This is a genomic window from Haloferax sp. Atlit-109R, assembly GCF_003665865.1.
Lineage (GTDB): Archaea > Halobacteriota > Halobacteria > Halobacteriales > Haloferacaceae > Haloferax > Haloferax volcanii.
This window is the reverse complement of record NZ_QPLO01000002.1, coordinates 1,055,685-1,078,685: the sequence shown is the minus strand read 5'-3', so window position 1 is coordinate 1,078,685 and position 23,001 is coordinate 1,055,685. Positions and strand designations below refer to the sequence as shown.

Sequence of the window (23,001 nt, the reverse complement as noted above, 5' to 3'; positions counted from 1 at the left end):
ATGTTATCCCGTTGTTATGTAGTTTCGTTGCAACATAACGTGCGGCTAAACCCCGGTAGGACCCCGTTAATCGAACCGCTTATCCGACCGACCTGACTAGGGTAGGTCGGCAGAGAGAGCCCAGTTCCCGTGCCCGAGACGGGCATGAGGAAAGTCCCCCCACCGTCCGAACGGGTGACCGGGCGCAAGCCCGGAGTCGGAGACGGCTGGCGCTGGAACAGAAACGAGACCGCTCGACCCGACCGATGATGCGCGCGCGACGGCTCCGCCGTCGCCGGCGCGGCCGTCACGGCCGCGTGCGAACCGACCCGTAAGGGAAGGGAGCTAACCCGCAGAGGGATGAGGTGGCGTCGCCATCTCCGACGGTCGAGAACGGATGGAACGGCGAATCCTCACCGGTGCAAGTCCGCGCCGCGAAGGTAGTTCGGACGGCGCGTCGGGTTCGCCCGTCGCGCCCTCGGGGGCTCGCCCCGAGAAGGACGCGGACGCTGAGCCGAATGCTGGGACGAACAGAAGGGGGCTTACTCCTCTCAGCCGCTTTCGAACCGCCGAGCGACCGCTTTGTCGGTCGAGCCGTTTTCGCGCCGTCGGGAAACGCTCTTGACCGTTCGCCGCCGCAGTCTCGGTATGCGCGGCCCGACTCTCCTCGTGGCGGTGCTCGTCGTCCTCGCCGGCTGTGCCGCGCCGGTGTCGCCGGGAACCGACGGGACGACAGCGACGACTGCCACGTCTGCGGCTTCGCCGCCGACCACCGACTCGGCAACCGAGTCGCCCGCGGCGACCGCGACCCCGACGACTTCGCCTCCGTCGACGACCGCGACCGTGACCCCGACTGCCGCGCCCACCGAGTCACCGACGCCCGAACCCACAACGGCGTTCACGCCCGCGCCCGGCTACGGGCCGTGGGGGTCCGAGCCGGTCGTCGTCGCCGTCGAAGCGCCCGACGACGGCCGCGACTACGCCGCCCTCGTGAGCGAGGCGACGGCGTTCTGGGAGGGGAACGACTCGCGCTACCTGGAGTACGAAATCGACTACGAGGTCGACGCCGACGCCCGCGACCCGGACCTCGTGGTCCGCTTTACCGACGACATCCCGGAGTGCAGCGGGCTGGACGACGCGGCCGGCTGCGCGCCCTACCTCACCGACGCGTGGCAGATAGACCGCCCCGAGACCGTCTACGTCCGAACCGGATACGGCGACGACTCGACGGTCGATATCGTCGCACACGAACTCGGTCACACGCTCGGACTCGCCCACGGCGACGAACCCGCGGACCTGATGAACGCCACGGGCATCCTCTACACGCTCCCGCGGACGAACGCGACCGAGAAGGCGTTCCCGTGGGACGACCCGAACTTCACGGTCCACATCGACGACACGAACGCCTCGGACCCCGACGCGGCCCGCGAGCAGGTTCGCCACGCGCTCGACTACTTCGAAGGCGGCGCGCCGGGGATGCCCGACAACCTCTCCTACACCTACGTCGACGACCCCGCGGACGCCGAGGTGCGCATCTCCTTTGCGGACAGTTCGCCGTGCGCCGCGGGCGCGGCCTCCTGCGCCATCGCCGGCGGCTACGACCCGGACGGCGACGGCTCGTTAGAGACCTACGGCAGCTACCGGGTCGTCCTCGTCGACCTCGACACCGAGGCCGTCGGCTGGCACGTCGGCTACTGGACCGCCCACTACCTCGGCGCGGAGGCCGACGACGACAAGCCCGAACCGTTCCAGAACGCGACGTACGGCGAGCGCCGGAGCGAGTGGTGGGCGTAGCGCCGGCGTCGCGTCGCCAGCCGAGCGCTCTGCGCCGCAGACGGGGGTTTTCACCCGGACGAATCGGCCGAGTCCTTCTTTGGCATGGCCCCCGTAGAGAGAGTCGTGACCCCCACCGACAGGCACGGCGACACCCATCCCGCGTTCGACGAGGAGTCGTTCCGCGACGCCCTCGCCGAGTTCGGCGGTACCGACGCCGAGCGCCGGGTCGTCGCGCGGCAGGCCCGCGACCTCGCGGACTCGGGGCAGGCCGAGTCCGACCGCGGCGCGCCGCTCACGGGCGACGAAATCGTGCGGAACATGCGCGACGCGCCCGAGGGCGGCCCCGCGACGCGCTGGAACTGGTGGCTCGGCGCGCTCGAAGCCGCCTACGGCGGCTACCGCGAGTTCCAAGTCCGCCGCATCCCGAAAGCCTGACCGTCGCCGCTCGCTCGCGTTGCGGCCCTGTCGGTCGTCGTTTTCGCTGCTGTCCAGCGGTGCGCCGCGGCCACCCCCGCTCGGCCGCCGCCTCCCGCAGTCATCTGTCGCCCCTCCGAGGACGGATTCCGTCGAACGGCCCCCGTTCCCGACCGTTCAAAACCAAAGCAGATTACACGCTTGTTACAGAAAAGGTGTGTAACGCGTACGACCAACCCTACCGGTGATGCCTACTCTACAATGACTGACAACTACGACGTGATTATCGCGGGCGCGGGCCCCGCAGGTGGACAGGCGGCACGAGACCTCGCCGCCCGAGGCTACGACGTGTGCGTCCTCGAAACCGAGTCCGAAGACGAGTTCCCCTCCAGAAGCAACAAATCGACCGCCGGGACGTTCCCGTCGACGATGGCCTCGTTCAACATCCCCGACGAGGTCGTGATGAACTTCACCGACGACGTCGTCCTGGAGTCCCCGAACGACCATTACCACCGCCACCAGCCCGGTGCAGTCCTCGAGTTTGCCGACTTCAAAAACTGGCTCGTCGACGAGGCGGAGGCCGACGGCGCGGAGTACCGCTTCGACGCGCGCGTCTCCAAGCCCATCATGGAGGGCGGCGAAATCGTCGGCGTCCGATACAACGGCGACGAGGAGGTGTACGCCGACATCGTCATCGACGCCACGGGACCGAGCGCTCCGCTCGCCAAGGCCCTCGACGTCTGCGACCTCCGCCGCGAGAAGCAGGCCATCGGCATCGAGTACGAGTTCGAGGGCATGGACCTCGCGCCCGACGGCTACGGCGACCTCACCGACGCGATGATGCTCCGTCTCGACCACGACATCGCGCCCGGCGGCTACTCGTGGATATTCCACACCGGCGGCGACACCGCGAAAGTCGGCGTCTGCTACATCCAAAACGAGGGCCACCGCCACAACGCCAAGTCGGGCTACACCATCGACGACTACCTCCAGTACTGGACCGAGTCCGACCCGCGCTTTGCGAACGCGGAGCGCATCGCGGGCAAACAGCACCGCGGCTCCGCGCACATCCAACTGCCGGGTCGAATGAGCACGGACAACTTCATGGCCATCGGCGACACGGTCCCGACCGTCGACCCGCTGTGGGGCGAGGGCATCGACAAATGCATGCGCTCGGGCCGGGTCGCGGCCGCGACCGCCGACCGCGCGCTCACCAACTCCGAGCGCGACACCTCGGCGTCCGAACTCGCCATCTACGACCAGCTGTGGCACGACCGCGTCGCGCCGAAGGTGAAAAACCGCCTGTTCATGACGGAGATGCTCTACCGCGCCTCCAACGAGCGCTACGACAAACTGCTCGAAGACCTCCACCGCCTCCCCGACGAGCAGTTAGACGCCGCGAACGGCGGTAGCCCGCTCGCCATGTTCCGGATGCTCAAATTCGAAGACCTCTCCATCCTCGCGTCCACCGCGAAAGACTGGTTCTCGAACTGAGCCGCCGGGCGACACGCGCGTCTCTCCGTCCCCGGTGTCCCCGCTCGTCTCTCGCCTCCGTTCTCGTTTCTCTCGTCGAGCCGCTCACCCGGCTCTGTCGCCGTCGCTCCTGCCGTCGCCGTCACCGAGCATCGCCAGTGCGTCGGCCAGCGCCGCCCGCGCCGACGCGACGTGTTCGTCGGCCGCCTCGTCTTCGGTTCCGTCGACGTTCGACAGCAGGTGTTCGACGTGGCCGAGGCGCGTCCGGACCACCTCGTCGTCCGGGAGCGGGCCGACTGCGAGGTCGCCCGCGACTGCCTCCGCTTCACCGAGCCATCGGCTCGCGTCCTCGCGGACGGGGCGGGTCGCCGTCGCGGCGAGGCGGTCGTGGAGCGTCGTCACCAGTCGGTCGAGGTCGTCGCGGTCGGATTCGGCGTCGGTATCGGCGTCGGCGTCGGCACTGGCGTCGGGGTCAGGGTCAGGGTCGGAGCCGGTCACGCCTCGGGAGACGGCGGCCGGCGTGAAAAGCGTCGAGCCCGCGAGCCCGCCGAGTCCCGCTGGCCTCGCGGGACCGACGAGCAAAAGCCCCTCCGGTCGGTACTGCCGCCAATGAAACTCCAGTTCCTCGGCGGGGCCGAGGAAGTCGGGCGCAGCGCGATTCTCGTCAACGACTCGCTGTTGCTCGACTACGGGATGCTGACCGGGAACCCCCCGCAGTTCCCCGTCGGCTCCGTCGAGCCCGACGCCGTCGTCGTCTCGCACGGCCACCTCGACCACGTCGGGACGGTCCCCTCGCTCCTCTCGGGCGACGACTGGCCGGCGGTCCATTGGACGCCGCCGACCGACGAACTCGCTCGGACCCTCGCGCGCGACACGCTCAAACTCCACGGCGGCAGCTACAACTGTCCGTTCACCGAGACGCACGTCCGGCGGATGACCCAGCAGTCGGCACACCACGACTACGGCGAGCCGTTCGAGGCCGCCGGCCACGAGGTCACGTTCTACAACGCGGGCCACATCCCCGGCAGCGCCCACGTCCTCGTCGACGACGGCGAGACCCGCCTGCTGTACACCGCCGACTTCCACACCGACGACCAGCGGTTGGTTTCGGGGACGACCGCCCGCCCGGACGCCGACGTGGTCATCTGCGAGTCCACCTACTCCGACGTGGAGCACGAGGACCGCGCGACCGTCGAAGAGCGGTTCGTGGAGTCGGTGCGGACGACCGTCTGGGAGGGCGGCACCGTCGTCGTCCCCGCGTTCGCCATCGGCCGGACGCAGGAGCTTCTCATGGTGCTCGACGCCCACGACATCGACTGCTACGTCGACGGCATGGGGGTCCGCGTGTTGAAGATGCTCGGAAACCATTCCGACTACGTCCGCGACGCGGCGGCGCTCAAGCGGGCGAAGTCGAACGCCAGAGTCGTCTCGGGCCGGGACGGCCAGCGAAAGCGCATCGCCCGGGAGAACTCGGTCATCGTGACGACGAGCGGGATGCTCTCTGGCGGGCCGGCGATGACGTACATCCCCGAGATTCGGGGCGACCCGACGAACAAAATCTGTCTCACCGGCTATCAGGTCGAGGGGACGCCGGGCAGGGAACTGGTCGAACGCGGCCGGTGCGAACTCAACGGCGGCGTCGTCCCGGTGGCCGCCCGCGCCGAGATGTACGACTTCTCGGCCCACGCCGACCGCCACGGGCTTCTGTCGTTCCTCGACGACTACCGCGACGCGCCGGTGTTCGTCAACCACGGCGACCGCTGTGCGGCGTTCGCCGGGGAGCTCAGCGCCGACGGCTACGAGGCCGCGGCTCCCGACATCGGGGCGACGGTCGAAGTCTGAGACGCGCCGGCGGCGACCCGTAGCGGGTCGAACCGACCGCTCCCCCGACCTATTCGGCGTGCTCGTCGTCGTCCGGAACCGCTATCGACCGGCTCGCGGCGACGCACGCGGACACGCGGAGTCGGGTCCGCTGCGACCGGAACCGACCGATAAACGAACGGAACTTCCCGTCGGATGCATCCGAAGCCATGGTTTTAGGTTGGCCTAAATGACCATAGTCGTTGCGGTGAGTGCGCACTGCCTTCAGCGGGTCGGCCGCGCGCCGACTCCCCGCGACCGCCTCCCGGGGAACCCCTTCGTTTCGCCTGCAACGTCCGGAGTATCTCGATTTCCGACGCGTCAGTCGCGGTCGAGTCGTTCGCGGCGGCGGTCGAACTCCTCGTCGTCGATGTCGCCGCGGGCGTAGGCCCGGCGGAGTTCGTCGAGCGCGCCGTCGCTCCCGTCGTCCCCGTCGCGCAGGGCGCGGAACAGGAGGACGCCGCCGCCGACGACCACTGCGAGGACGAGCAGTTGCCCGAAGATTCCCATCCCCCACATCCACCACGGGACGGTCCCGCCGGTTCCGCCGTGCATCCACGTGTCGTGCATCCAGCCGCCGCCCCACCCCATCGGCATGCCGCCGCCGAAGCCGGCCATCCCGACGAGGGCGGGGAACGCGAACAGCGCGGCCAGCGCGAGCAGGACGATGCCAGCGAGTCGCGTCGAGTCGTTTGTCGTCGTCATAGTGTTCACCGAGGCGGCGGGTGCCGCCTCACAGGTGACAGTACGCGCTCCACGTTTAGGTCGATTGTCGCTTCGGGGCTTCGGCTCCGACGCCGGCAAAGATTGGATTTCTCCGGTTTTCGCCGCCCGAAGTTTGGAATCTTCGACGTGGGCGGGGCGCGGCGTTCGCGCTCCCCGCCGGTCATGATTTCCCGCCGACAGCTGTCGGTTCATACTTGAACCTCGCTGTCCTCTCGCCGGTATGCCTGGTCGGTTACACGTCCTCGTCGTCAGCGAGGACGCCGCCGTTCGCGAGCGTCTCGCCGACGAGCTTCCCGACTCGGTCGGTGACGCGACGACCGATGTCAGCGTCTCGACCGCCGACAGCCTCGACGCGGTCCACGCGGAACTCGAACGCGCTCGTATCGACTGTGCCGTCGTCTCGGCCGAGGTCACCGACGCGGAGGGTCTCTCGCTCGCCTCGAAACTCCGCGCCGACGGCGTCCCGCGCGTCTCGGTAGCGGGGTCGACCGCTGCCGACCGCGACCTCGACACGCTCGGCCGCGAGGTCTACGACGCCGCCCACAGCGCCGTCGGCTCGCTCGACTACCGCGCGCTCTTCGAGGCCGTCAACGTCGGCCTCGCGGTTCGCAACCTCGAAACGCTCGAACTCGTCGACATCAATCAGCACTATCTGGACATCCTCGGCATCGACCGCCAGTCGGTCATCGATACGAGTCCCCTCTACGTGACCGCGGATATCGACGGCTACGACGCCGAGCGCGCTCTCCGCGAGGTCGAGGCCGCCCGCGAGGAGGGCGGAGCCGCCTTCACGTGGCCCATCGAGGGCGCGTCGGGCGGCACCGTCTGGATTCGCGTCAGCCTCACCGTCGCCGAGATTTCGGGACGGGACCGACTCATCTCGACGGTCGAGGACGTGACCGAAGAGCGCCGACGCGAGCGCGACCTTGCGGCGTTCAAGGAGGCGGTCGACGCCGTCGACGCCGGGGTCACCATCACGGAGCACGACCGACACGTGTACGTCAACCAGACCGCGGCCGACATCTGCGGCTACTCGGACCCCGAGTCGATGCTCGGGACGGGCTGGGGCCACCTCCACGACGAGCCGGAACTCGAACGCCTCAGAGAGACGATTCCCCCCGCGCTCGAAGCCGACGGCGAGTGGCAAGGCGAGGTGACGATTCGCCGGCGCGACGGCGAACGCGTTCCGGTTCGGTTCTCCATCACGTCCCTCGAAGGCGACCGCAACGTCGTCGTCTTCCAGAGCCTCTCCGAGCAGAAAGCGCGCGAGGACGAACTCGAACGGAGCCGCGACTTCCTCGAACGGACCCAGCGCATCTCGAAAGTCGGCGGCTGGGAACTCGACCTCGTGACCGACACGCTGGCGTGGACCGACCAGACGAAGCGCATCCACGAGGTGCCGCTCGACTACGAGCCGACGGTCGACGACGCCATCGAGTTCTACGTCACCGACGACCGGGACCGAATCCGCGAGCTGTTGGACCGCTGTCGGTCCGAGGGCGTTCCCTGGGAAGAAGAGTTCCGACTGGTGACCGCCGAGGGGTCGGAGCTGTGGGTCCGCACCCACGGCGAGCCGGTCATCCGAAACGGACGCGTGGCGGCGCTCAGGGGGACGATACAGGACGTGACCGCCCGTCGCACCCGCGAGCGCGAACTCGAACGGACGAACGCCGAGCTGGAGGCGCTCAACCGCATCGTCCGCCACGACATCCGCAACGACATGGCCGTCGTCGTCGGCTGGGCGGAGCTACTCAGAGAACACGTCGACGAGGAGGGCGCGGACATCCTCTCGCGCATCCTCTCGACGGGCCGCCACACCACCGAGATAACCGAGGTCGCCCGCGACCTCATGGAGACGATGAGCGGCGGCGGCGTCGAGACCCGCCCGATGTCGCTCGCCAGCGCCGTCGACCGCGAGCTCGCGGTCCGCCGCGAGGCGTTTCCCAACGCCACGTTCGCGGTCGACGGCGAGATACCGGACGTGGCGGTGCGCGCGAACCCGCTCATCGCGTCGGTGCTCGGGAACCTCCTCAACAACGCCGTCCAGCACAACGCCGACGACACCGTCGTCACCGTCTCGGCGGCCGTGGACGACGACGCCGGCATGGCGGTCATCCGCATCGCCGACGACGGCTCGGGCATCCCCGACGCGCGGAAGTCGGTGGTCTTCGGCAAGGGGGAAAAGGGACTCGAAAGCACCGGGACCGGCCTCGGACTCTACCTCGTTCACCAGCTTGTCGACTCGTTCGGCGGCGAGGTCCACTTCGAGGACAACGAACCCACGGGTACGGTCGTCGTCGTCTCGCTCCCGCTCGCGTCGGTGGACTGAGCCGACCGTCCGGTCTCAGACCGTGTCGGTCGGCTCGTGGGACTCGGCCATCTCGGTCGCGGCGGCCGCGTACGACTCCCTCGTCTCCTCGTCGGCAACGCGACCCAGTTCGTCTTCGGGCACGTCGACGGCGGCGTAGGTGTCGCGCACGTCGGACTCGAAACTCGTCAGCGAGCGCTCCTTCCGGTGGTAGCGCGTCCCGTCGGGGGTCGCGTACACGAGGATGATGATGTTCTGTTCGTCGTCCGAGTAGGTCCGTTCGACCAGCCACGTCCGCACGTCGTTCGACATGGTCGGTAGTACGTGGCCACCCGTGATACTCCCTCGGCCGACTCTCAGTCCTCGATACCCAACTCGTCGAGGAGCGTCTCCAGCGTGTAGCTCTGGAGCGCCCGGTGGCTGTCGCGCATCGAGGAGATGACGAACGTCGAGTTCGTTCGCTCGACTTCCGGCGTCGCCTCGAAGTCGCTGATGAGGCGCTCCACGCGGTCGGAGTCCGCGAGATGGGCGACGACGATGAAGTCCGTCTCCCCCATCGTGAAGTAGAGTTGCGTGACGCCCTCTATCTCCAGCAGTTTGTTCCCGACTTCCTCGTACGACCCGCTGTAATCCGCCAGCACTTCCACGACCACGGTGACGCCGAGTCCGAACGCCTCTAAGTCGATGTCGTAGAGGTCGTTTTCGATGACGCCGTCGTCTTTCAGGTTGTTCAGACGGTAGTGGATGGTCGACACGGGGATGTCCGTCGCTTCGTGTAGCTTCTCGGGACTGCCCGTCCCGAGGTCCGCGATGGCCTTCAACAGGCGCACGTCGCGTTCGTCCATACCCTCCCGTTGCGGTCGGTGACGTAAGTCCTTGTTCTGTCCGCCGTTTTCGCCACCTCTCGCGGCTTCTCGAATCTTCACGAATTATAGAGCGATTGGTACAGCAAAATATAGACTATCTATTCTAATCTCCAACTCAAAACAAATCTCTTGTAGAAGGATTTAACAGCGTGCGTCTCTGAGAGCTGAAACAGATTCGACTATGACGCGAACCACTTGGAGAAACGTTCCGACGACGCCCCTGCTTTTCGTCGCGCTCGCGGCGATGTGGGGCACCTCGTTCGTCGCCATCGAGGTCGGCTTGGAGTTCTTCCCGACGCTCTCTTTCGCCGCGCTCCGCTACGAACTCGCGGGGCTCGTGATGCTGGCGTACGCCTGCTACTCGACCGACCGCTGGCGGCCGAAGACGAGGGACGAACTGCTCGCGACCGCCATCGGCGCGGTGTTCATCATCGCCGCCTACCACGGCCTGCTCTACCTCGGACAGGAACACGTCCCCGGCGCGGTGGCCTCTATCATCATTAGCCTCTCGCCTATCCTGACTGCGGTCTTCGCCTCCGTTATCCTCGCCAGGGGGTCGCTGGGGAAGACCGGGACGGTCGGGCTGCTCGCCGGCTTCGCCGGTGCCGTGCTCGTGGCCGACCCAGTCTCGGCGTTCTCGGGGTCGTCCGGGTCGGCGCAGGGACTCGGCATCGTCCTCATCTTCCTCGCCGCGGTGTCGTTCGCGCTCGGCGCGGTCCTCACCCGCCCGCTCCGGAGTGACCTCCCGGTCCAGTCGATGCAGGCGTGGTCGATGCTCGGCGGCGGCGTCCTGCTTCACGGCTGGGCACTCGTCCGCGGCGAGTCGCTTTCCACTATCGAGCTCGCCCCCGTCGGCATCGCGTCGTTCCTCTACCTGACGCTCGTCTCCGGCGCGGTGGCGTTCCTCCTCTACTTCGAGCTTCTGGACCGCCTCGGCCCGACCGAACTCAACCTCATCGGCTACGTCGAGCCCGTGGTCGCGGCGCTCATGAGTTGGGTACTCCTCGGCCACGTCATCGACACGACGGCGCTCGTCGGCTTCGGAGCCATCTTCTTCGGCTTCGCGGCGATGAAAAAGAAGACGCTGGTGTCCGTCGCCGTCGCGGTCCGGCGGCGGGTCGCGGCCTGAAGTCGGTCCGCCTTTCGAGTTCTGTGCTGTTCTCTTCTTCTCCTATTCGGCTTCCGCGGGGACGCTCCCCCGGAGGCCGACGAACCGAGCCACGCTCTCGCGCTGCACGAGGAGGAACCCCGAGAGGATGACCCCGAAGCCGAGGACGGTCGCCGGCGAGACGGCCTCGCCGAGGAACGCCCAGCCGGTGACGGTGGCGACGACCGGCATCGCGTAGGCGACGAGGTTGCCGCGGACCGGGCCGGCCTCCGAGAGGAGCGCGAAGTAGACCGGGTAGGCCGCGGCGGTCGCGGGCATACCGACGTAGAGAATCGCGGCGACGAGCTCCGGCGACCACGCGACCTGCGCGACCGACTCGCCGAGACCGAGGCTGGCGGCGTGGATGCCGACGGCGGCGGCCGCCATCGCCCACGCGGTCTGCGGGAGCGTCCCGATGGACGGCCCGACGCGCTTGAGGAGCACGGTCCCGAAGGCGACCGACAGCGCCGAACAGACGATGAGCGCCTGTCCGACGCTCCCGCCGCCGAGGACGCTCTCGGGGCCGACGATGACGACGACGCCGACGAGTCCGAGCAGGATGCCGGCGGCGTCGACAGCCGAGATGCGCGCGTCGTCGAGGAGCAGGACGGCGAACACCGGGGAGGCGACGGGCATGATGCTGTACATGACGGCGGCCGCGCCGGTCGTCGCGTGCTGCTGGCCGAGGAAGAGGAACACGTTGTTCGCCCCGAGGACGAACGCGGCGCTGGCGAGGATGCCGAGGGCGTCGGCGCGGGTCCGCGGGAGCCAGTAGCCGCCGCGGACGGCGACGAGCGTCAGGAGAACGACGGCGGCGACGTCGACGCGGAAGGCGGCGAACAGCACCGGCGGGACCGACCCGATGGCGGCTTTGATGCCGACGAAGGAGGTTCCGAACAGCACCGCGGCCGCGACGAAGAGGACGAGGGTCCGATGACGGCTCACGCCATCACCCCCCGCGCTGTGGCCGGCGTTCGATTCGCCGGGCGGGCGCGGGAGGTGGAGTGCGGTCGACGCTCGGTGCGTGGACAGCGTAGAGGCGTCGTCTGTATCACAACACGTTCTGCGACTCCCGAAGGCATATGTCTAACGATTGGGCTCGTAGCAATACGATTCGACCATTCGAGTCACGGTTTCACACGATTCGTTGACCAAACCGGGGGAGAATATCTCATGGGTGGTGTTGCCACGAACCGTCGGGGTCGTACGGACAGTCGCGTCGCTCGGGGCGTCGAACTGTCGTCGAAAATCGGGGGACGGCGGTCAGTCCTGCTGTTCGGCTTCGACGCGGTCGGCGTGTTTTTCGAGGTCGGCCGCGATTTTTCGGGCCTCCTCGGGCGACAGCGTCAGTTTGTCCGCGTGCGGCGCGAGCGCGTCGAGCTGCGTCCAGTCGAGTTCGAGTTCGAGGGTAATCTCGTCGGGGTGCTTCCGCGGCGAGGTGACGTTGCACACGGCGAACGCCGACTCCTCGAAGTCGTGGCCCGTCGCCGACGCGTCGACGAGGTCTAGCGTCGTGTAGGCGTTGACCTTCAGGATTCGGTCTGGCATCTGTGAGTACTGTTGGGTGTCGTCGTAAATAGGTAGCGCGGCGGCGTCGTCACCGAGGCGACCCGCTCAGTCGTCGCTCGGGATGGGCGTGCCGTCGGCGCGGGTCGGCGCGGGACTCGCGTCGAGGCTGTCATCGTCAGCGTAGGGGTACCACGTGCGCTTCGTGTTGTGCATCATCGGGTCCTCGTAGCTGGTCTCTTCGGGTTCGACCAGTTCGGCGAGGTCCTCTTCGTCCGTCCGGGCGACGAACTCGCGGAACGTCTCGTCGCCTTCGCGGCGCTCCTCGAAGTTGGCGAGCAGGTTCTTGATGGCACCCGGCACCTCGTCGACGGGGACGCGCTGGGTGACCCACTCGGCGAAGTTCGGGTTCTCGCCGAGGCCGCCACCGAGGCCGATGTCGAGCGCCTCGACCGGCTCGCCGTCTTTGCGGGTCTTCATGCCGCGGAGGCTGATGTCCGCAATCTGCGGCTGGGCGCAGGAGGCCGTACAGCCCGAGAGGTGGATGTGGAAGTCCTCGACGCCCGCGGGGAGTTCGACGTTCTCCTTGAGCCAGCGGGCGTAGCGGACCTGCCGGTTTTTCGTCTCCACGATGGAGAGCGAACAGAACTCGGTGCCCGTACAGGCGATGGAGCCGCGCATGAACGGGTGCGGGTCGGGCGAGTAGTGGTCGAGAAGGTCCTCGTTTTGCAGCGCGTCGAGCTTTTCTTCGGGCACGTCGGTGATGATGACGTTCTGGCGCTGCGTGATGCGAATCTCGCCGGAGCCGTACTCGTCGGCGACGCGGGCGAGTTCCTTCGTGTCGTCGACGCCCATGCGGCCGACGAGCACGTCGAGTCCGACGTAGTAGTTGCCGTCGGCCTGCTCGTGGATGCCGACGTGGTCGGAGTGGCCGCCGTCGGCGTAGCCGGAGTTGTAGGAGTACTCCGAGCGCAGGTCCTCGCCGGCGGTCTCCAGCTCGAAGTCGACGTACTCCTCCTGGAGGACATTGCGGAACTTCTCCGCGCCCCACTCGTCCATCAGGAACTTGATGCGGGCGTTGTAGCGGTTGTCGCGGTCGCCGTTGTCGCGGAACAGCGCGGAGATGGCTCCCGACACCTCGGGGGCCTGCTCGGGCGTCACGAACACGTCGATGTCGCGGGCGAGCCGCGGTTCGTTCCGCGAGAGGCCGCCGCCGATGCGGATGTTGAAGCCCTTCGTCTCCTCGCCGTCGATTTCCTTGGTCGCGGGTTCGAGCGCGAGGTCGTTGATATCGCCCTGACCGCAGCCCTCGCGGCAGCCGGTGACGGAGACCTTCCACTTGCGCGGGAGGTTCGAGTGGTCGTCGTTGCCCTTGAACGTCTCGTTGAGCTCCATCGCGACGGGGAGCGCGTCGACGTGCTCGTGTTTGTCCTTGCCGGCGACGGGACAGCCGACGATGTTCCGCCACGAGTCACCGCAGGCCTGCTGGGTCGACAGCCCGACCGATTCGAGCTTATCGAAGATTTCCGGGATGTCCTCCAGCTTAATCCAGTGGAGCTGAATCGACTGGCGGGTCGTCCAGTCGACGTAGCCGTTGCCGAAGATGGGGTTCTCGGCGGGGCCGCGGGCGTACTCGTCGGCGACCTCCGCGACGACTTCGGTCTGGCCGGGCGTCAGCACGCCGTTCGGCGTCCCGATGCGCATCATGAAGTACGACTCTTGGCCGTTGCGCTGGTGGTACAGTCCCCACCATTTGAAGCGCTCGAACCAGGCGTCTCGCTCGTCTTCCGGGATGGAGTCCCAGCCCTGCTCAGCGAACTCCAGCAGGTGCTCTCGTATCTCGTTACCGTAGACCTCCGACTTCCAGCGTTCGACGTCCGTGGGCATTCGTATGAATGTCCATATACGTGCCCACGTAAGGCCCCGAGCGTACCGTCAACCCTTCCCGGTGCTGCCCAAAAGCGGAGAATATTGCTTATTCGCCGTCGTCGCCGCGTCGAACCGGGAGGACGACCCGCTCGCGGTCGATATCGACGAATTCGCCCTCGCGGAGCCTGCCGACCGGGACCCAGCCGGGAACGCCCGTCTGGCCGCAGGCGATGCACTGGCCGTACACTTTCGCGGAGACGGTTCTACCGTCCGCGCCGACGTCGAGGACGTTCTCGACGACGAAGTCGGGAAGCTCGCACCCACAGAATGACGGGTCGTCGAGCCGCCAGAGCTCGCTCACGCTCACTTCTCTGGCGTCGTTCACGGAGACCCACGCCCCGTCGTCGAGGACGCGCAGGGAGACGCTCATACCTCACCCTCGTCGCTCCGGCTACCTATGCGGGACGACGCCCGCAATCCCCGCGGGGGAGCGCGACGGCCGTTTCGGCGGTCGTTCGGTCGGAGTCCTGCGATTGTCCCCGAAACCGGCCGTCAGAGGTAGGGGCAACCCGTTCCGGTAGCCGGGAGTGGGGGTACACATTACAGGTGCGGATTCCCTTATGCGGGTTCGACCGGTACGTGGTGGTGATGAGTGACCACCGCACCGCCGTCCGACAACACGCCTCCGCCGACGTCGCCCCAGAGCTGTTTGAACAGTCCCAGGAGGGAAACGCATGACCGGCGAGGCAGAACTCGAATCCGAACTCGACCGCGACCCCGATGCCGAGGCGGACCCGTCCGCCGAGGCGGAAGACGAAGACCCCGCGGCCCACCTCAAGGACCTCGAAGACGGCGCGGGCTGCACCGAAATCTGGTCACATCTCTCTGAGTCCCGCGAGGAGTAACGCTCCGCCGTCTGTCTTCGCTCGCGGGCCGCCCGCGGCGCGAATCTCGCCTCTCGGGGAGACGTTTTTAAGCCCGAACGCGTTACCGATTCGTAGATGACGAACGACGAACGCCGACGAACGACCGAGGTTCCGGCCGACCGGCGCGAACCGGTCGGTGAACCCGTCGTCCGCGGCGACCCCGCCGTCACGGGCGACCGCGCCCGCGAGGCCGTCGGCTTCGACCCCACCGACCCCGACAGCCTCGCCGAGGCCGCCAGAACGGTTCGCTCGTTCTCCGAGTCCACCGCCGGCGACGACGACCACGTGTTCATGCTCCGCGGGGCGGCCGCCTGCGCCGCGCTTGTCCGCGGCGTCGGCTCGTACAAGCGCGCCGCCGAGCGCGCCGGCGGCGACGTGTCCGTCTCCTTCATCCGCAAGTGGGCCCGCGTCCACGACCTCCCGCAGTCGGTCCGCCGGCACGTCGCCCGCGGCCGCATCGCGCCCACGGCCGCCAAGCACATCGCCCGCGTCTCCGGCGACGCCCGACTCCACCTCGCGTGGGCGACGCTCGACGCCGGCCTGACCGTCCGCGAGGTCCGCCGCCTCGCCAGCGAGGTCAACGACGGCACGCCGGCCGTGGAGGCTCTCGCCGACCACGGCGTCGACATCGGCACGCTCGACGTGACGCTCCCGGCCGACGTGTATCTCGAACTCCGCCGCCGCGCCTCGCTCGAAGACACGCCGCCCGGCGCCGTGGTCGCCGACGCGCTCGACGACTACCTCGACTGAAGGAACCGCGTCGCCGTCTCCCGAATCACCTCGCGCGCCACCTCGACTTCGTCCCACTCGACGGTCTCGTCCGGAAAGTGCGCCTGGTCGATATCGCCCGGCCCGAACAGCACCGTCGGGATACCCGCCTCGACGTAGTGCCGGGAGTCCGCGCCGTAGGTCGCGCCGACCGGGTCGTCGTCGCGGCCGTCGGCCCGGAGCGCCGCCCGCAGCGACTCCACGACCGGCTCGTCGGCGTCGATTTCCGCCGGCTCGAACTGCACCGAAAACCGCTCGAACGCCGGCGGGTGCGCCGAGAGCCAATCGTCGGCGGCGACGACGCGCGCCAGTCGCTCCTCGAACGCGGCTTCGACCTCTTCGACCGTCTCGCCCGGCGCGACGCCGAGTCGCCACTCCGCGGTGAGCGTCCCCGCGACGCTCGACGCCCACGACCCCGCCTCGACGCGGCCGACGCAGACGGGCCACGGAATCGGGTAGTCGAAACGCGGGTGGTCGACCGCGTCGGTCCGCTCCGCTTCGAGGTCGAAAAACGCCGCCCGAATCGCCTCGAACTTCTCGATGACGTCCACCCCGCGCCACCGCGAGGCCGCGTGCGCCGTCCGCCCGGTCAGTCGGAGTCGCTTCATCACCGACCCCTCGGTGACGACGACCGGCTTGAGCCGCGTCGGCTCGGCGACGAGCGCGGCGTCTCGCTCGAACGGGTAGGGGTTGTCGAGCGCGGCCGCCGCGGCTCCGATACCGCCGTCTTCCTCGCCGGCGACGCTCTCGACCACGACCCGCCCGTCGAGGGCAACATCGCCCGCCGCCGCGGCGTCGCGGAGGTCGAGCGCGGCGAAGACGCACGCCGCGAGCCCCGCTTTCATGTCGGCCGCGCCCCGGGCGCTGACGGTGCCGGCGTCGTCGTCCCAGCCGGGCAAATACGGGTCGTGAGACCACAACTCCCTGTCGGCTGGCACCACGTCGACGTGGCCGTCGAGGACGAGCGTCGGTCCCGCGTCGGGGTCGCCGAACTCGACCACGCCGGCGACGCTCGGCCGGTTCGCGGTGTCGATGTCGTCGGGGTCGTCCGGGAACGAGGGATGTTCGGCCAGTCGCTCCGGGTCGGCGGTCCACTCGTACGTCTCGAACCCGAAGTCGTGCAGGCGGTTTTTGACCCACTGTTGAGCCGGTGCTTCGGCGCGGGCGACGCTCTCGAACCGGAGCAGCGCGTCCACGAAGTCGCGAAGGTCCATATTGTGGGGGACGGGAACGGGGTACAAAGCAGGCGGGGGCGGCGAAAATAAACGCTTATCAGTATCCCCATTTAAAGAAACGTCGAGGGCTGGTAGCTCAGTTAGGCAGAGCGTCTGGCTTTTAACCAGACGGTCGGGGGTTCAAGTCCCTCCCAGCCCGTTTCTACTCCGAACAACCGTGAGGAGTGAAACGGCTTCGAGAGATTGAACCCGACCAGTCGCGCACAGCGAAGCGAGCACGTCTGGGCCCGGTTCAAGTCCCTCCCAGCCCGTTTCTGCGACGAAGTACGTGCGGAGTGACACGGCTTTCTGATTCCTACGTCTCCGAGTGATAGCTTCGCCAAGCCGTGTTGCACATTGCGTTGGCTACTTCCACTCCGTGGCTGTCGCTCTCGTCAAACTGGCACTTTGTGAGAGTATCTTTCTATAAGGAGAGAACCCCGCCGCTTAGGGCGGGAGTGAATCCGACACTTCCCACGCAATCACCGTCGATTGCAGGCGGGATATGCAACGACAGGTCGGCTGAGCCCGGCCTGCGATTTTTCGCCTATTCGAGGTCGAGGAGCGTCGCGGCCTCGTCGAGGAACTCGGCGTAGACCGACATCGCGTCCTCGATGGGTTCGGGTTCGGTCATGTCGACGCCGGCGGTTCGGAGCACGTCGAGGGGGTACTCGCTGCCGCCGAGCGCGAGCGCCTCGCGGTAGTCCGCCGCGGCCGACTCGCCCTCCTCGCGGATGCGCTCGACGATGGCCGCCGCCGCGGAGATGCCCGTCGCGTACTGGTAGACGTAGTAGTTGTAGTAGAAGTGCGGAATCCGCTCCCACTCGCGGGCGATGCGGTCGTCGGTCGCCGCGGGCTCGTAGTACGTCGCCTTCAGGTCGCCGTACAGCTCGTCGAAGCGGTCGGGCGTGAGCGCGCCGTCGTTCTCGATTATCTCGTGAATCTGGAGTTCGAAATCCGCGAACATCGTCTGGCGGAACAGCGTCGAGCGGAAGCGTTCGAGGTACTCGTCGAGGACGTGCGTCCGGAGTTCGTCGTCGTCGACGTTCTCCAGTAGGTACTCGGTCAGGAGCGTCTCGTTGACCGTGGAGGCGACCTCGGCGGTGAAGATGTCGTAGCTCGCATCGTGCCACGGCTGGGCGTCGTTGGCGAGTTCGGAGTGCATCGAGTGGCCCAGTTCGTGGGCGAGGGTGAACATCGATGCGGGGTCGTCCTGGTAGTTCATCATGATGAACGGCTGGGTGTCGTAGGTGCCCGCGGAGTACGCCCCGGAGCGCTTGCCGCGGTTTTCGTACACGTCGACCCAGCGGTCGTCGAGGCCCTCGGCCATCCGCTCCTGATAGGCCTCGCCGAGCGGTTCGACGGCTTCGACGATGTACTCCTTCGCCTGTTCGTACGGAATCTCGGGGCCGTGGTCGCCGGTGAGCGACACGTACAGGTCCCACATCTTGAGTTCGTCCGCGCCGATAGCCTCCCGTTTCAACTCGGCGTGGCGGTGGAGGTGGCCGAGGTTGTCGCGGACGGTGTCGAGTAAGTTGTCGTACACCTCGACGGGGACGTTGGGGCCGTCGAGGGCGGATTCGCGAGCGGTCTCGTAGTCGCGGATGCGCGCGGTCTTCACGTCCTTCTTGACGCTGTTTTTCAGCGAGGTGCCGACCGCGTTGCGCACGTCGGCCCAGCGGTCGTAGAACTCCTCGTGGACGGTCCGGCGGAACTCGCGGTCGGGGTGTTTCTGGAGTTTCGTGAAGTTACCCTGCGTGATTTCGACCGACGTGCCGTCGGGCTGTTCGACCGTCGGGAACTCCAAGTCGGCGTTGGCGAGCATCGAGTAGATGTCGCTGGACGCGCCGGTCACGTCCGAGAGGTCGGCGAGGACCTCCTCGACCTCGGCGGAGCGGGTGTGTTCTTTCGTCCGGAGCACGTCGTCGAAGTAGTGCTCGTAGGCCGCCAGCTCGGGCTCCTCCTCGACGAACTCGTCGACGCCGTCGCGGCCGAGTTCCTGCAGTTCGGGGTCCAGATAGCTGACCGCGCTGCGGGCCTTCGACGCCAGCGCCTCGGCGCGGCCGGCCTGCGCCTGGTACTCCTGATTCCGGGTGTCCTGGCTACTGCGGAGGTTCGCGTAGGAGACGACCATCGACACCTCGCGGAGCACCTCCTCCATCGTTTCGAGGAGTTCGAGGAGCGTCTCGGGGTCCTCGGTGGCGCGGCCCTCGTAGCTCGCCAGTTCGGGGACGCGCTCTGCGACGTCCTCGTACGCCGCCTCCCACTCGTCGTCGGACGCGTAGATGCTGTCGAGGTCCCACTTGTACTCCTCGTCGATGTCGCTCCGCTCGGGAACCGAACTCATGTCGGGTACTGTGACGCGCGCGCGGCTGGTAAGCCTTATCAATCGACCGGCGAAGCGGGGACGAGGAGGGCGGCCGCGTCGCGGTTAGTGTCGGGTCGCTCTCGCTTCTCGGACCTGCGAACCGTCCCGGACTAAGTCCTCACAGTGCGGACAGACGCGGGGGGCGTCCATGCCCTCCGGGGCGAACACCCTGACGTAACCTTCCGTGACGAAAGAATTGCAGTTCTGACATGTAGGCATGGCGGTCGTGCGTACCACGTCAACTGAGTTAGATGTTGTGGGCGATTTTCGGCATCCGACACCGACCCCGACCGCGGCGGGCCGCCCGAGTCGACGCGGCCCCCGGCGGCGCAAACCACTTTGACCGGCGGGCGTGTGGAACTGCCATGGACGACCTCTCTCCCGCGGTCCGCGAGGCGTTCGCCCGGACGTGGGTCGACGACCGCCCGTGGGCGTTCCTCACCGACTTGACCGCCATCGGCGACCGGATGGCCGGCGGGCCGGGCGACCGACGCGCGAGCACGCTCGTCGCCGACGCCTTCACCGACGCGGGCGTCCGGCGCGTCGAGTTCGATCCCTTCGAGATGGCCCGCTGGACCCGCGGCGACACGACGCTCGACCTCACCGCACCCGACGAACGGCGCTTCGAGGCCGTCGCGCTTCCGTACGCGCCCCCGGCGACCGTCTCCGGTCCGCTGGTCGATGTCGGCTACGGCACGCCGAGCGAAATCGACGCCGCCGACGTGGACGGCGCGCTCGTCGTCGCCAGCACGACCACCCCCGCCGGCGGCCGGTTCGTCCACCGGATGGAGAAGTTCAACTACGCAATCGACGCCGGCGCGGTCGGCTTCGTCTTCGTCAACCACGTCCCCGGCCAACTCCCGCCGACCGGGGCGCTCCGCTACGACGAGGAGGCCGCCGCCCCCGCGGTCGGCGTGAGCGCCGAAACCGGGTCGTGGCTGACCGACTACGCGGCCCGCGGCGGCGAAGCGACCCTCGCGGTCGACGCCGAGACGACGCCCGGCGAGAGCCGGAACGTCGAGGGGCGCGTCGGCCCCGACACCGACCGTGAACTCCTCCTGTGCGCCCACTTCGACGCCCACGATATCGCTGAAGGCGCGCTCGATAACGGCTGTGGCATCGCGGTCGTCGTCACCGCGGCGCGACTCCTCGCCGAGATGGACCTCGCTCTCGGCGTGCGCGTCGTCGGCGTCGGCGCGGAGGAACTGGGGCTAACCGGCTCCGAACACCTCGCGGACCGCCTCGACCTCGACCGCGTCGCCGCCGTCGTCAACGTCGACGGCGCGGGTCGGTTCCGCGACCTCGTCGCCCACAGCCACACCTCGGAGGCGACCGCCGCGGTGGCGACCCGCGTCGGCAACGAGACGCGCCACCCGGTCGACATCGAACCCGAACCGCACCCGTTCAGCGACCAGTGGCCGTTCGTCCGCGCCGGCGTCCCGGCGCTCCAACTCAGGAGCGAAAGCGGCGAGCGCGGCCGCGGCTGGGGCCACACCCACGCCGACACCCGCGACAAGGTCGACGACAGAAACGTCCGCGAACACGGGATGCTGACCGCACTTATCGTCCGCGAACTCGCCGCGACCGCCGCCGACGGGGAGATTCCCCGACTCGATGACGACGAACTCGCCGCGGCGTTCCGCGACGCCGACTTCGAGACGGGAATGAAGGCGGCGGGCATCTGGCCCGACGGCTGGGAGTGAGTCCGGCGGTCAGTCGCGCGCGGGCGACTCGGTGTCGTCTCCTCTGTCGCCGCCCGAGTCGCGCCCCTCGCCGCCGTCGTCGCCGTCGCTGACTTCGACCGTTAGCTCCGCCGCTTCGAGCGCGCGTTCGGTCGCGGCCTCGACGACCATCCCGGCCCCGATGACGACGTAGAACATCCCGTAGACGAACGCCGGCACGGCGACGAGGAGATAGAGCGCGAGGCCGGCGATACCCGTCGTGCCGGCGAGGAAGCCGCCGACGGCGTTGCCGACGCCGATGATAAACAGGCCGAAGACGATGCGGAGGGTGGCGTCCCACGCGGCGGACCGGTCCATGCGTGAGCCGACGGCGAGCCGCGTGATGTGTCTACTGGTCGATACGCGGCGCGGACCCGCGGTGAAGGTCGCGGGGTGAGGGTTGCAGGGGCCGCGAGGTTCTCCCGCGCGTCAGCACACCGCGAGCAGTTCGTCGAGCGAGTCGAGTTCGTAGGTCGGCTCGGCGGCCAACTGGTAGCCGTCGCGGTGCGGTCGGCGGATGAACGCCGAGTCGATGCCGGCGCGGTCGGCCGCGACCACGTCGACGTTGCTGTCACCGACGTAGAGCGCCGAATCGACGCCGAGTTCGCCCATGGCGCGCTCGATGTAGTGCGGGTCCGGCTTCTTCACCCGCGCGCCCTCGACGGTCGGGTCGCGGCCGTAGGCCACCTCGAATCGGTCACCGATGTCGAACACGTCCAGAATGTGCTCGATGGTCGCGTGCTGGTTGTTGCTCACGACCGCCAGCGGGTGGTCGATGTCGTCGAGGGCGGCCACGTCGTCGTACAGCGGTTTCGTCCCGTCTTCGAGACACGCCCGCTGGGTCGCCGCGGCGTGGGTCTCGTGGTGCGACCAAAAGTCGTCGACCGGCACGTCGTGGACCGCGCAGATGCGGCGCAGGCGCGTGAGGCCGCCGTTGATGACGCCGTCGACCGTCTCGGTCGTCGGCTCCACGTCGAACTCGTCGAACGCCCGCCTGACCGCCTCCCGCTGGACTTCGAGCAGCGTCGGCTTCGTCAGCACGCCGTCGTTGTCGAAGATGACAGCGTCGTAGCACATGGTCGAATCGTTCGGCCTCGACCGACGATAACGTTGCTATGTGCGACCCCAACCGCTCCGGAGGGCTATTGACCCCTCACGCGTCGGTCAACCGCGGTCTTCGCCGTCGCCGACGCGTCTGGCATCGCCCGCCCGCTCGACTCCCTCGCGGATGCGCGAGCCGACGCGCCAGCCGATACGGTCCGCCAGCGCCCGCTCTTCGAACGCCGCCGCGGCGCTCTCGGCGGCCATCGCGTCCACGTCGAACTCGACTTCTGGGTAGTCGACCGCCGTGAGAAGCAGGGGCGTCGGCGGCGCGGGTGCGATGCCCTCGGGGCCGTCGAGGTGGTCGGGACCGAGCGCATCGTCCACCTTCGAAAGGGGGGCCGCGCCCGACCCGACGGCGCGGACGAGCGAGACGAGTCGGCGGACGAGTTCGCGGGCGAAGCCGCCGGCCTCGACGCGCACGAGGAGGAAGTCGCCGTCGCGGGTCAGGCCGCCGTCGATGGACCGGACCGTTCCGTGGTCGTCGGGCGTGAGGTTGTGGAAGTCGTGGTCGCCGCGGCAGGCGTCGAAGGCGGCTTTCGCCCGGTCGTCGTCGAACCCCTCCGTCGGCGCGTGGAGGTCGTAAACGTACTCGCGGCGAGTCGGCCGGTGCCGGGCGTGGAAGTCGTCGGGGGCGTCGGCGGCGGCCCACGCCCGGACCGTGCCCGGTAGCTCCGAGTTCAGCGCCCGCGGCGTACACCAGTCGGGACAGTCGAAGGCGACCGTCTGGGCGAGCGCGGAGACGCCGGCGTCGGTCCGCCCGGCGGCGGCGTAGTCGGTCGGTTCCTCGTCGTCGTCGCAGACGCCGAGCGCGCGGCAGGCGTCGAAAATGGCGTCCTCGACGGTCGGCACGTCCGGCTGTCGCTGGAACCCGTGGTACGGGCGTCCGTCGTAGGCGACGCGGAAGGCGCGCATGGCGGGTGCTTGCCCGGCGGACTACTTAACCGACGCCACCCGCGCCGTCGCGCCCGCCCGACCG

General features: G+C 68.3%; 23 protein-coding genes, 1 tRNA gene and 1 other RNA gene. 11 read left to right on the top strand and 14 right to left on the bottom strand.

Going from position 1 to position 23,001, the window contains the following annotated elements; all coding sequences use genetic code 11:
* The first annotated feature begins 108 nt into the window (after positions 1 to 108).
* The 4 genes from rnpB (at position 109) to DVK03_RS14030 (ending at position 3,663) form a co-directional block, all read left to right on the top strand.
* An RNA gene (gene rnpB / locus DVK03_RS14045) (RNase P RNA component) lies at positions 109 to 536 on the top strand.
* A gap of 91 nt (positions 537 to 627) precedes the next feature.
* Positions 628 to 1,773 (top strand): zinc-dependent metalloprotease family protein, encoded by a 1,146-nt coding sequence (locus tag DVK03_RS14040; protein ID WP_115803286.1) that lies wholly within the window; start codon positions 628 to 630, stop codon positions 1,771 to 1,773.
* Positions 1,774 to 1,857: 84 nt separating this feature from the next.
* Positions 1,858 to 2,190, top strand: a complete 333-nt coding sequence (locus tag DVK03_RS14035) for a hypothetical protein (protein WP_004063056.1) — start codon at positions 1,858 to 1,860, stop codon at positions 2,188 to 2,190.
* 240 nt (positions 2,191 to 2,430) lie between these two features.
* Entirely contained in the window at positions 2,431 to 3,663 is a 1,233-nt protein-coding gene (locus DVK03_RS14030; protein ID WP_115803285.1) for a digeranylgeranylglycerophospholipid reductase, read from the top strand.
* 84 nt (positions 3,664 to 3,747) lie between these two features.
* On the opposite strand, the gene DVK03_RS14025 is transcribed toward DVK03_RS14030, so the two are convergent.
* Complete coding sequence (locus tag DVK03_RS14025) at positions 3,748 to 4,140, bottom strand: hypothetical protein (RefSeq protein ID WP_199505991.1); 393 nt, start codon at positions 4,138 to 4,140, stop codon at positions 3,748 to 3,750.
* A gap of 111 nt (positions 4,141 to 4,251) precedes the next feature.
* On the opposite strand from DVK03_RS14025, the gene DVK03_RS14020 reads away from it, so the two are divergent.
* Positions 4,252 to 5,484, top strand: a complete 1,233-nt coding sequence (locus DVK03_RS14020) for an MBL fold metallo-hydrolase (RefSeq protein WP_115803284.1) — start codon at positions 4,252 to 4,254, stop codon at positions 5,482 to 5,484.
* A 49-nt stretch (positions 5,485 to 5,533) separates the two neighbouring features.
* Here DVK03_RS14020 and DVK03_RS20120 read toward each other — a convergent pair whose 3' ends face one another.
* Positions 5,534 to 5,674, bottom strand: coding sequence for a hypothetical protein (locus DVK03_RS20120; RefSeq protein WP_004063052.1), 141 nt, complete (start codon positions 5,672 to 5,674; stop codon positions 5,534 to 5,536).
* A gap of 149 nt (positions 5,675 to 5,823) precedes the next feature.
* Positions 5,824 to 6,207, bottom strand: coding sequence for an SHOCT domain-containing protein (locus tag DVK03_RS14015; RefSeq protein WP_004063051.1), 384 nt, complete (start codon positions 6,205 to 6,207; stop codon positions 5,824 to 5,826).
* A 241-nt stretch (positions 6,208 to 6,448) separates the two neighbouring features.
* On the opposite strand from DVK03_RS14015, the gene DVK03_RS14010 reads away from it, so the two are divergent.
* Positions 6,449 to 8,557 (top strand): PAS domain-containing sensor histidine kinase, encoded by a 2,109-nt coding sequence (locus DVK03_RS14010; RefSeq protein WP_115803283.1) that lies wholly within the window; start codon positions 6,449 to 6,451, stop codon positions 8,555 to 8,557.
* 15 nt (positions 8,558 to 8,572) lie between these two features.
* Here the strand turns inward: DVK03_RS14010 and DVK03_RS14005 are convergent, their stop codons facing one another.
* Positions 8,573 to 8,848, bottom strand: a complete 276-nt coding sequence (locus DVK03_RS14005; RefSeq protein ID WP_004063049.1) for a hypothetical protein — start codon at positions 8,846 to 8,848, stop codon at positions 8,573 to 8,575.
* A gap of 44 nt (positions 8,849 to 8,892) precedes the next feature.
* Complete coding sequence (locus DVK03_RS14000; RefSeq protein ID WP_004041677.1) at positions 8,893 to 9,381, bottom strand: Lrp/AsnC family transcriptional regulator; 489 nt, start codon at positions 9,379 to 9,381, stop codon at positions 8,893 to 8,895.
* Positions 9,382 to 9,583: 202 nt separating this feature from the next.
* Between DVK03_RS14000 and DVK03_RS13995 the strand changes: the two genes are divergently transcribed.
* Entirely contained in the window at positions 9,584 to 10,531 is a 948-nt protein-coding gene (locus DVK03_RS13995; RefSeq protein WP_115803282.1) for a DMT family transporter, read from the top strand.
* A gap of 42 nt (positions 10,532 to 10,573) precedes the next feature.
* Here the strand turns inward: DVK03_RS13995 and DVK03_RS13990 are convergent, their stop codons facing one another.
* From DVK03_RS13990 to DVK03_RS13975, 4 genes are all read right to left on the bottom strand, one after another.
* Positions 10,574 to 11,494, bottom strand: coding sequence for a DMT family transporter (locus DVK03_RS13990; RefSeq protein WP_013035554.1), 921 nt, complete (start codon positions 11,492 to 11,494; stop codon positions 10,574 to 10,576).
* Between the two features lie 318 nt (positions 11,495 to 11,812).
* Complete coding sequence (locus DVK03_RS13985) at positions 11,813 to 12,097, bottom strand: DUF6360 family protein (protein WP_004063046.1); 285 nt, start codon at positions 12,095 to 12,097, stop codon at positions 11,813 to 11,815.
* A gap of 66 nt (positions 12,098 to 12,163) precedes the next feature.
* Positions 12,164 to 13,942, bottom strand: a complete 1,779-nt coding sequence (locus tag DVK03_RS13980) for a nitrite/sulfite reductase (protein ID WP_115803281.1) — start codon at positions 13,940 to 13,942, stop codon at positions 12,164 to 12,166.
* Between the two features lie 88 nt (positions 13,943 to 14,030).
* Complete coding sequence (locus DVK03_RS13975) at positions 14,031 to 14,354, bottom strand: hypothetical protein (protein WP_004063044.1); 324 nt, start codon at positions 14,352 to 14,354, stop codon at positions 14,031 to 14,033.
* Positions 14,355 to 14,658: 304 nt separating this feature from the next.
* Between DVK03_RS13975 and DVK03_RS20115 the strand changes: the two genes are divergently transcribed.
* Both DVK03_RS20115 and DVK03_RS13970 read left to right on the top strand, forming a co-directional pair.
* The gene (locus DVK03_RS20115) at positions 14,659 to 14,829 is read left to right on the top strand and encodes a hypothetical protein (RefSeq protein WP_188148408.1); all 171 of its coding nucleotides are present in this window, start codon (positions 14,659 to 14,661) and stop codon (positions 14,827 to 14,829) included.
* A 96-nt stretch (positions 14,830 to 14,925) separates the two neighbouring features.
* Complete coding sequence (locus DVK03_RS13970) at positions 14,926 to 15,600, top strand: hypothetical protein (RefSeq protein WP_115803280.1); 675 nt, start codon at positions 14,926 to 14,928, stop codon at positions 15,598 to 15,600.
* Here the strand turns inward: DVK03_RS13970 and DVK03_RS13965 are convergent.
* Positions 15,588 to 16,832 carry a M20/M25/M40 family metallo-hydrolase gene (locus DVK03_RS13965; protein WP_115803279.1) on the bottom strand — a complete coding sequence of 415 codons (1,245 nt, stop codon included), beginning with the start codon at positions 16,830 to 16,832 and terminating at the stop codon, positions 15,588 to 15,590. The genes DVK03_RS13970 and DVK03_RS13965 overlap by 13 nt on opposite strands.
* Positions 16,833 to 16,918: 86 nt before the next feature.
* Between DVK03_RS13965 and DVK03_RS13960 the strand changes: the two genes are divergently transcribed.
* Positions 16,919 to 16,992 (top strand) — tRNA-Lys (locus DVK03_RS13960).
* A gap of 387 nt (positions 16,993 to 17,379) precedes the next feature.
* Here DVK03_RS13960 and pepF read toward each other — a convergent pair.
* Positions 17,380 to 19,179: an oligoendopeptidase F gene (gene pepF, locus DVK03_RS13955; RefSeq protein ID WP_115803278.1), complete on the bottom strand. Its 1,800-nt coding sequence runs from the start codon at positions 19,177 to 19,179 to the stop codon at positions 17,380 to 17,382.
* 386 nt (positions 19,180 to 19,565) lie between these two features.
* Between pepF and DVK03_RS13950 the strand changes: the two genes are divergently transcribed.
* Positions 19,566 to 20,903, top strand: a complete 1,338-nt coding sequence (locus DVK03_RS13950; RefSeq protein WP_115803277.1) for a M28 family metallopeptidase — start codon at positions 19,566 to 19,568, stop codon at positions 20,901 to 20,903.
* A 9-nt stretch (positions 20,904 to 20,912) separates the two neighbouring features.
* Here the strand turns inward: DVK03_RS13950 and DVK03_RS13945 are convergent, their stop codons facing one another.
* The 3 genes from DVK03_RS13945 to truA all read right to left on the bottom strand — a co-directional run bounded on the left by DVK03_RS13945 (position 20,913) and on the right by truA (position 22,937).
* The gene (locus tag DVK03_RS13945; RefSeq protein WP_115803276.1) at positions 20,913 to 21,239 is read right to left on the bottom strand and encodes a hypothetical protein; all 327 of its coding nucleotides are present in this window, start codon (positions 21,237 to 21,239) and stop codon (positions 20,913 to 20,915) included.
* 111 nt (positions 21,240 to 21,350) lie between these two features.
* Entirely contained in the window at positions 21,351 to 21,998 is a 648-nt protein-coding gene (locus DVK03_RS13940) for an HAD family hydrolase (protein ID WP_115803275.1), read from the bottom strand.
* Between the two features lie 87 nt (positions 21,999 to 22,085).
* On the bottom strand, positions 22,086 to 22,937 hold the full coding sequence (truA, locus tag DVK03_RS13935; RefSeq protein ID WP_115803274.1) for a tRNA pseudouridine(38-40) synthase TruA: 852 nt from the start codon (positions 22,935 to 22,937) through the stop codon (positions 22,086 to 22,088).
* Positions 22,938 to 23,001 lie beyond the last annotated feature (64 nt).

What these genes read in the sequence shown, in the direction of transcription:
- DVK03_RS14040 (WP_115803286.1), top strand. Translation starts at nt 628, where the DNA reads ATGCGCGGCCCGACTCTCCTCGTGGCGGTGCTCGTCGTCCTCGCCGGC.
- DVK03_RS14035 (WP_004063056.1), top strand. Translation starts at nt 1,858, where the DNA reads ATGGCCCCCGTAGAGAGAGTCGTGACCCCCACCGACAGGCACGGCGAC.
- DVK03_RS14030 (WP_115803285.1), top strand. Translation starts at nt 2,431, where the DNA reads ATGACTGACAACTACGACGTGATTATCGCGGGCGCGGGCCCCGCAGGT.
- DVK03_RS14020 (WP_115803284.1), top strand. Translation starts at nt 4,252, where the DNA reads ATGAAACTCCAGTTCCTCGGCGGGGCCGAGGAAGTCGGGCGCAGCGCG.
- DVK03_RS20120 (WP_004063052.1), bottom strand. Translation starts at nt 5,674, where the DNA reads ATGGCTTCGGATGCATCCGACGGGAAGTTCCGTTCGTTTATCGGTCGG.
- DVK03_RS14015 (WP_004063051.1), bottom strand. Translation starts at nt 6,207, where the DNA reads ATGACGACGACAAACGACTCGACGCGACTCGCTGGCATCGTCCTGCTC.
- DVK03_RS14010 (WP_115803283.1), top strand. Translation starts at nt 6,449, where the DNA reads ATGCCTGGTCGGTTACACGTCCTCGTCGTCAGCGAGGACGCCGCCGTT.
- DVK03_RS14005 (WP_004063049.1), bottom strand. Translation starts at nt 8,848, where the DNA reads ATGTCGAACGACGTGCGGACGTGGCTGGTCGAACGGACCTACTCGGAC.
- DVK03_RS14000 (WP_004041677.1), bottom strand. Translation starts at nt 9,381, where the DNA reads ATGGACGAACGCGACGTGCGCCTGTTGAAGGCCATCGCGGACCTCGGG.
- DVK03_RS13995 (WP_115803282.1), top strand. Translation starts at nt 9,584, where the DNA reads ATGACGCGAACCACTTGGAGAAACGTTCCGACGACGCCCCTGCTTTTC.
- DVK03_RS13985 (WP_004063046.1), bottom strand. Translation starts at nt 12,097, where the DNA reads ATGCCAGACCGAATCCTGAAGGTCAACGCCTACACGACGCTAGACCTC.
- DVK03_RS13980 (WP_115803281.1), bottom strand. Translation starts at nt 13,942, where the DNA reads ATGCCCACGGACGTCGAACGCTGGAAGTCGGAGGTCTACGGTAACGAG.
- DVK03_RS13975 (WP_004063044.1), bottom strand. Translation starts at nt 14,354, where the DNA reads ATGAGCGTCTCCCTGCGCGTCCTCGACGACGGGGCGTGGGTCTCCGTG.
- DVK03_RS20115 (WP_188148408.1), top strand. Translation starts at nt 14,659, where the DNA reads ATGACCGGCGAGGCAGAACTCGAATCCGAACTCGACCGCGACCCCGAT.
- DVK03_RS13970 (WP_115803280.1), top strand. Translation starts at nt 14,926, where the DNA reads ATGACGAACGACGAACGCCGACGAACGACCGAGGTTCCGGCCGACCGG.
- DVK03_RS13965 (WP_115803279.1), bottom strand. Translation starts at nt 16,832, where the DNA reads ATGGACCTTCGCGACTTCGTGGACGCGCTGCTCCGGTTCGAGAGCGTC.
- pepF (WP_115803278.1), bottom strand. Translation starts at nt 19,179, where the DNA reads ATGAGTTCGGTTCCCGAGCGGAGCGACATCGACGAGGAGTACAAGTGG.
- DVK03_RS13950 (WP_115803277.1), top strand. Translation starts at nt 19,566, where the DNA reads ATGGACGACCTCTCTCCCGCGGTCCGCGAGGCGTTCGCCCGGACGTGG.
- DVK03_RS13945 (WP_115803276.1), bottom strand. Translation starts at nt 21,239, where the DNA reads ATGGACCGGTCCGCCGCGTGGGACGCCACCCTCCGCATCGTCTTCGGC.
- DVK03_RS13940 (WP_115803275.1), bottom strand. Translation starts at nt 21,998, where the DNA reads ATGTGCTACGACGCTGTCATCTTCGACAACGACGGCGTGCTGACGAAG.
- truA (WP_115803274.1), bottom strand. Translation starts at nt 22,937, where the DNA reads ATGCGCGCCTTCCGCGTCGCCTACGACGGACGCCCGTACCACGGGTTC.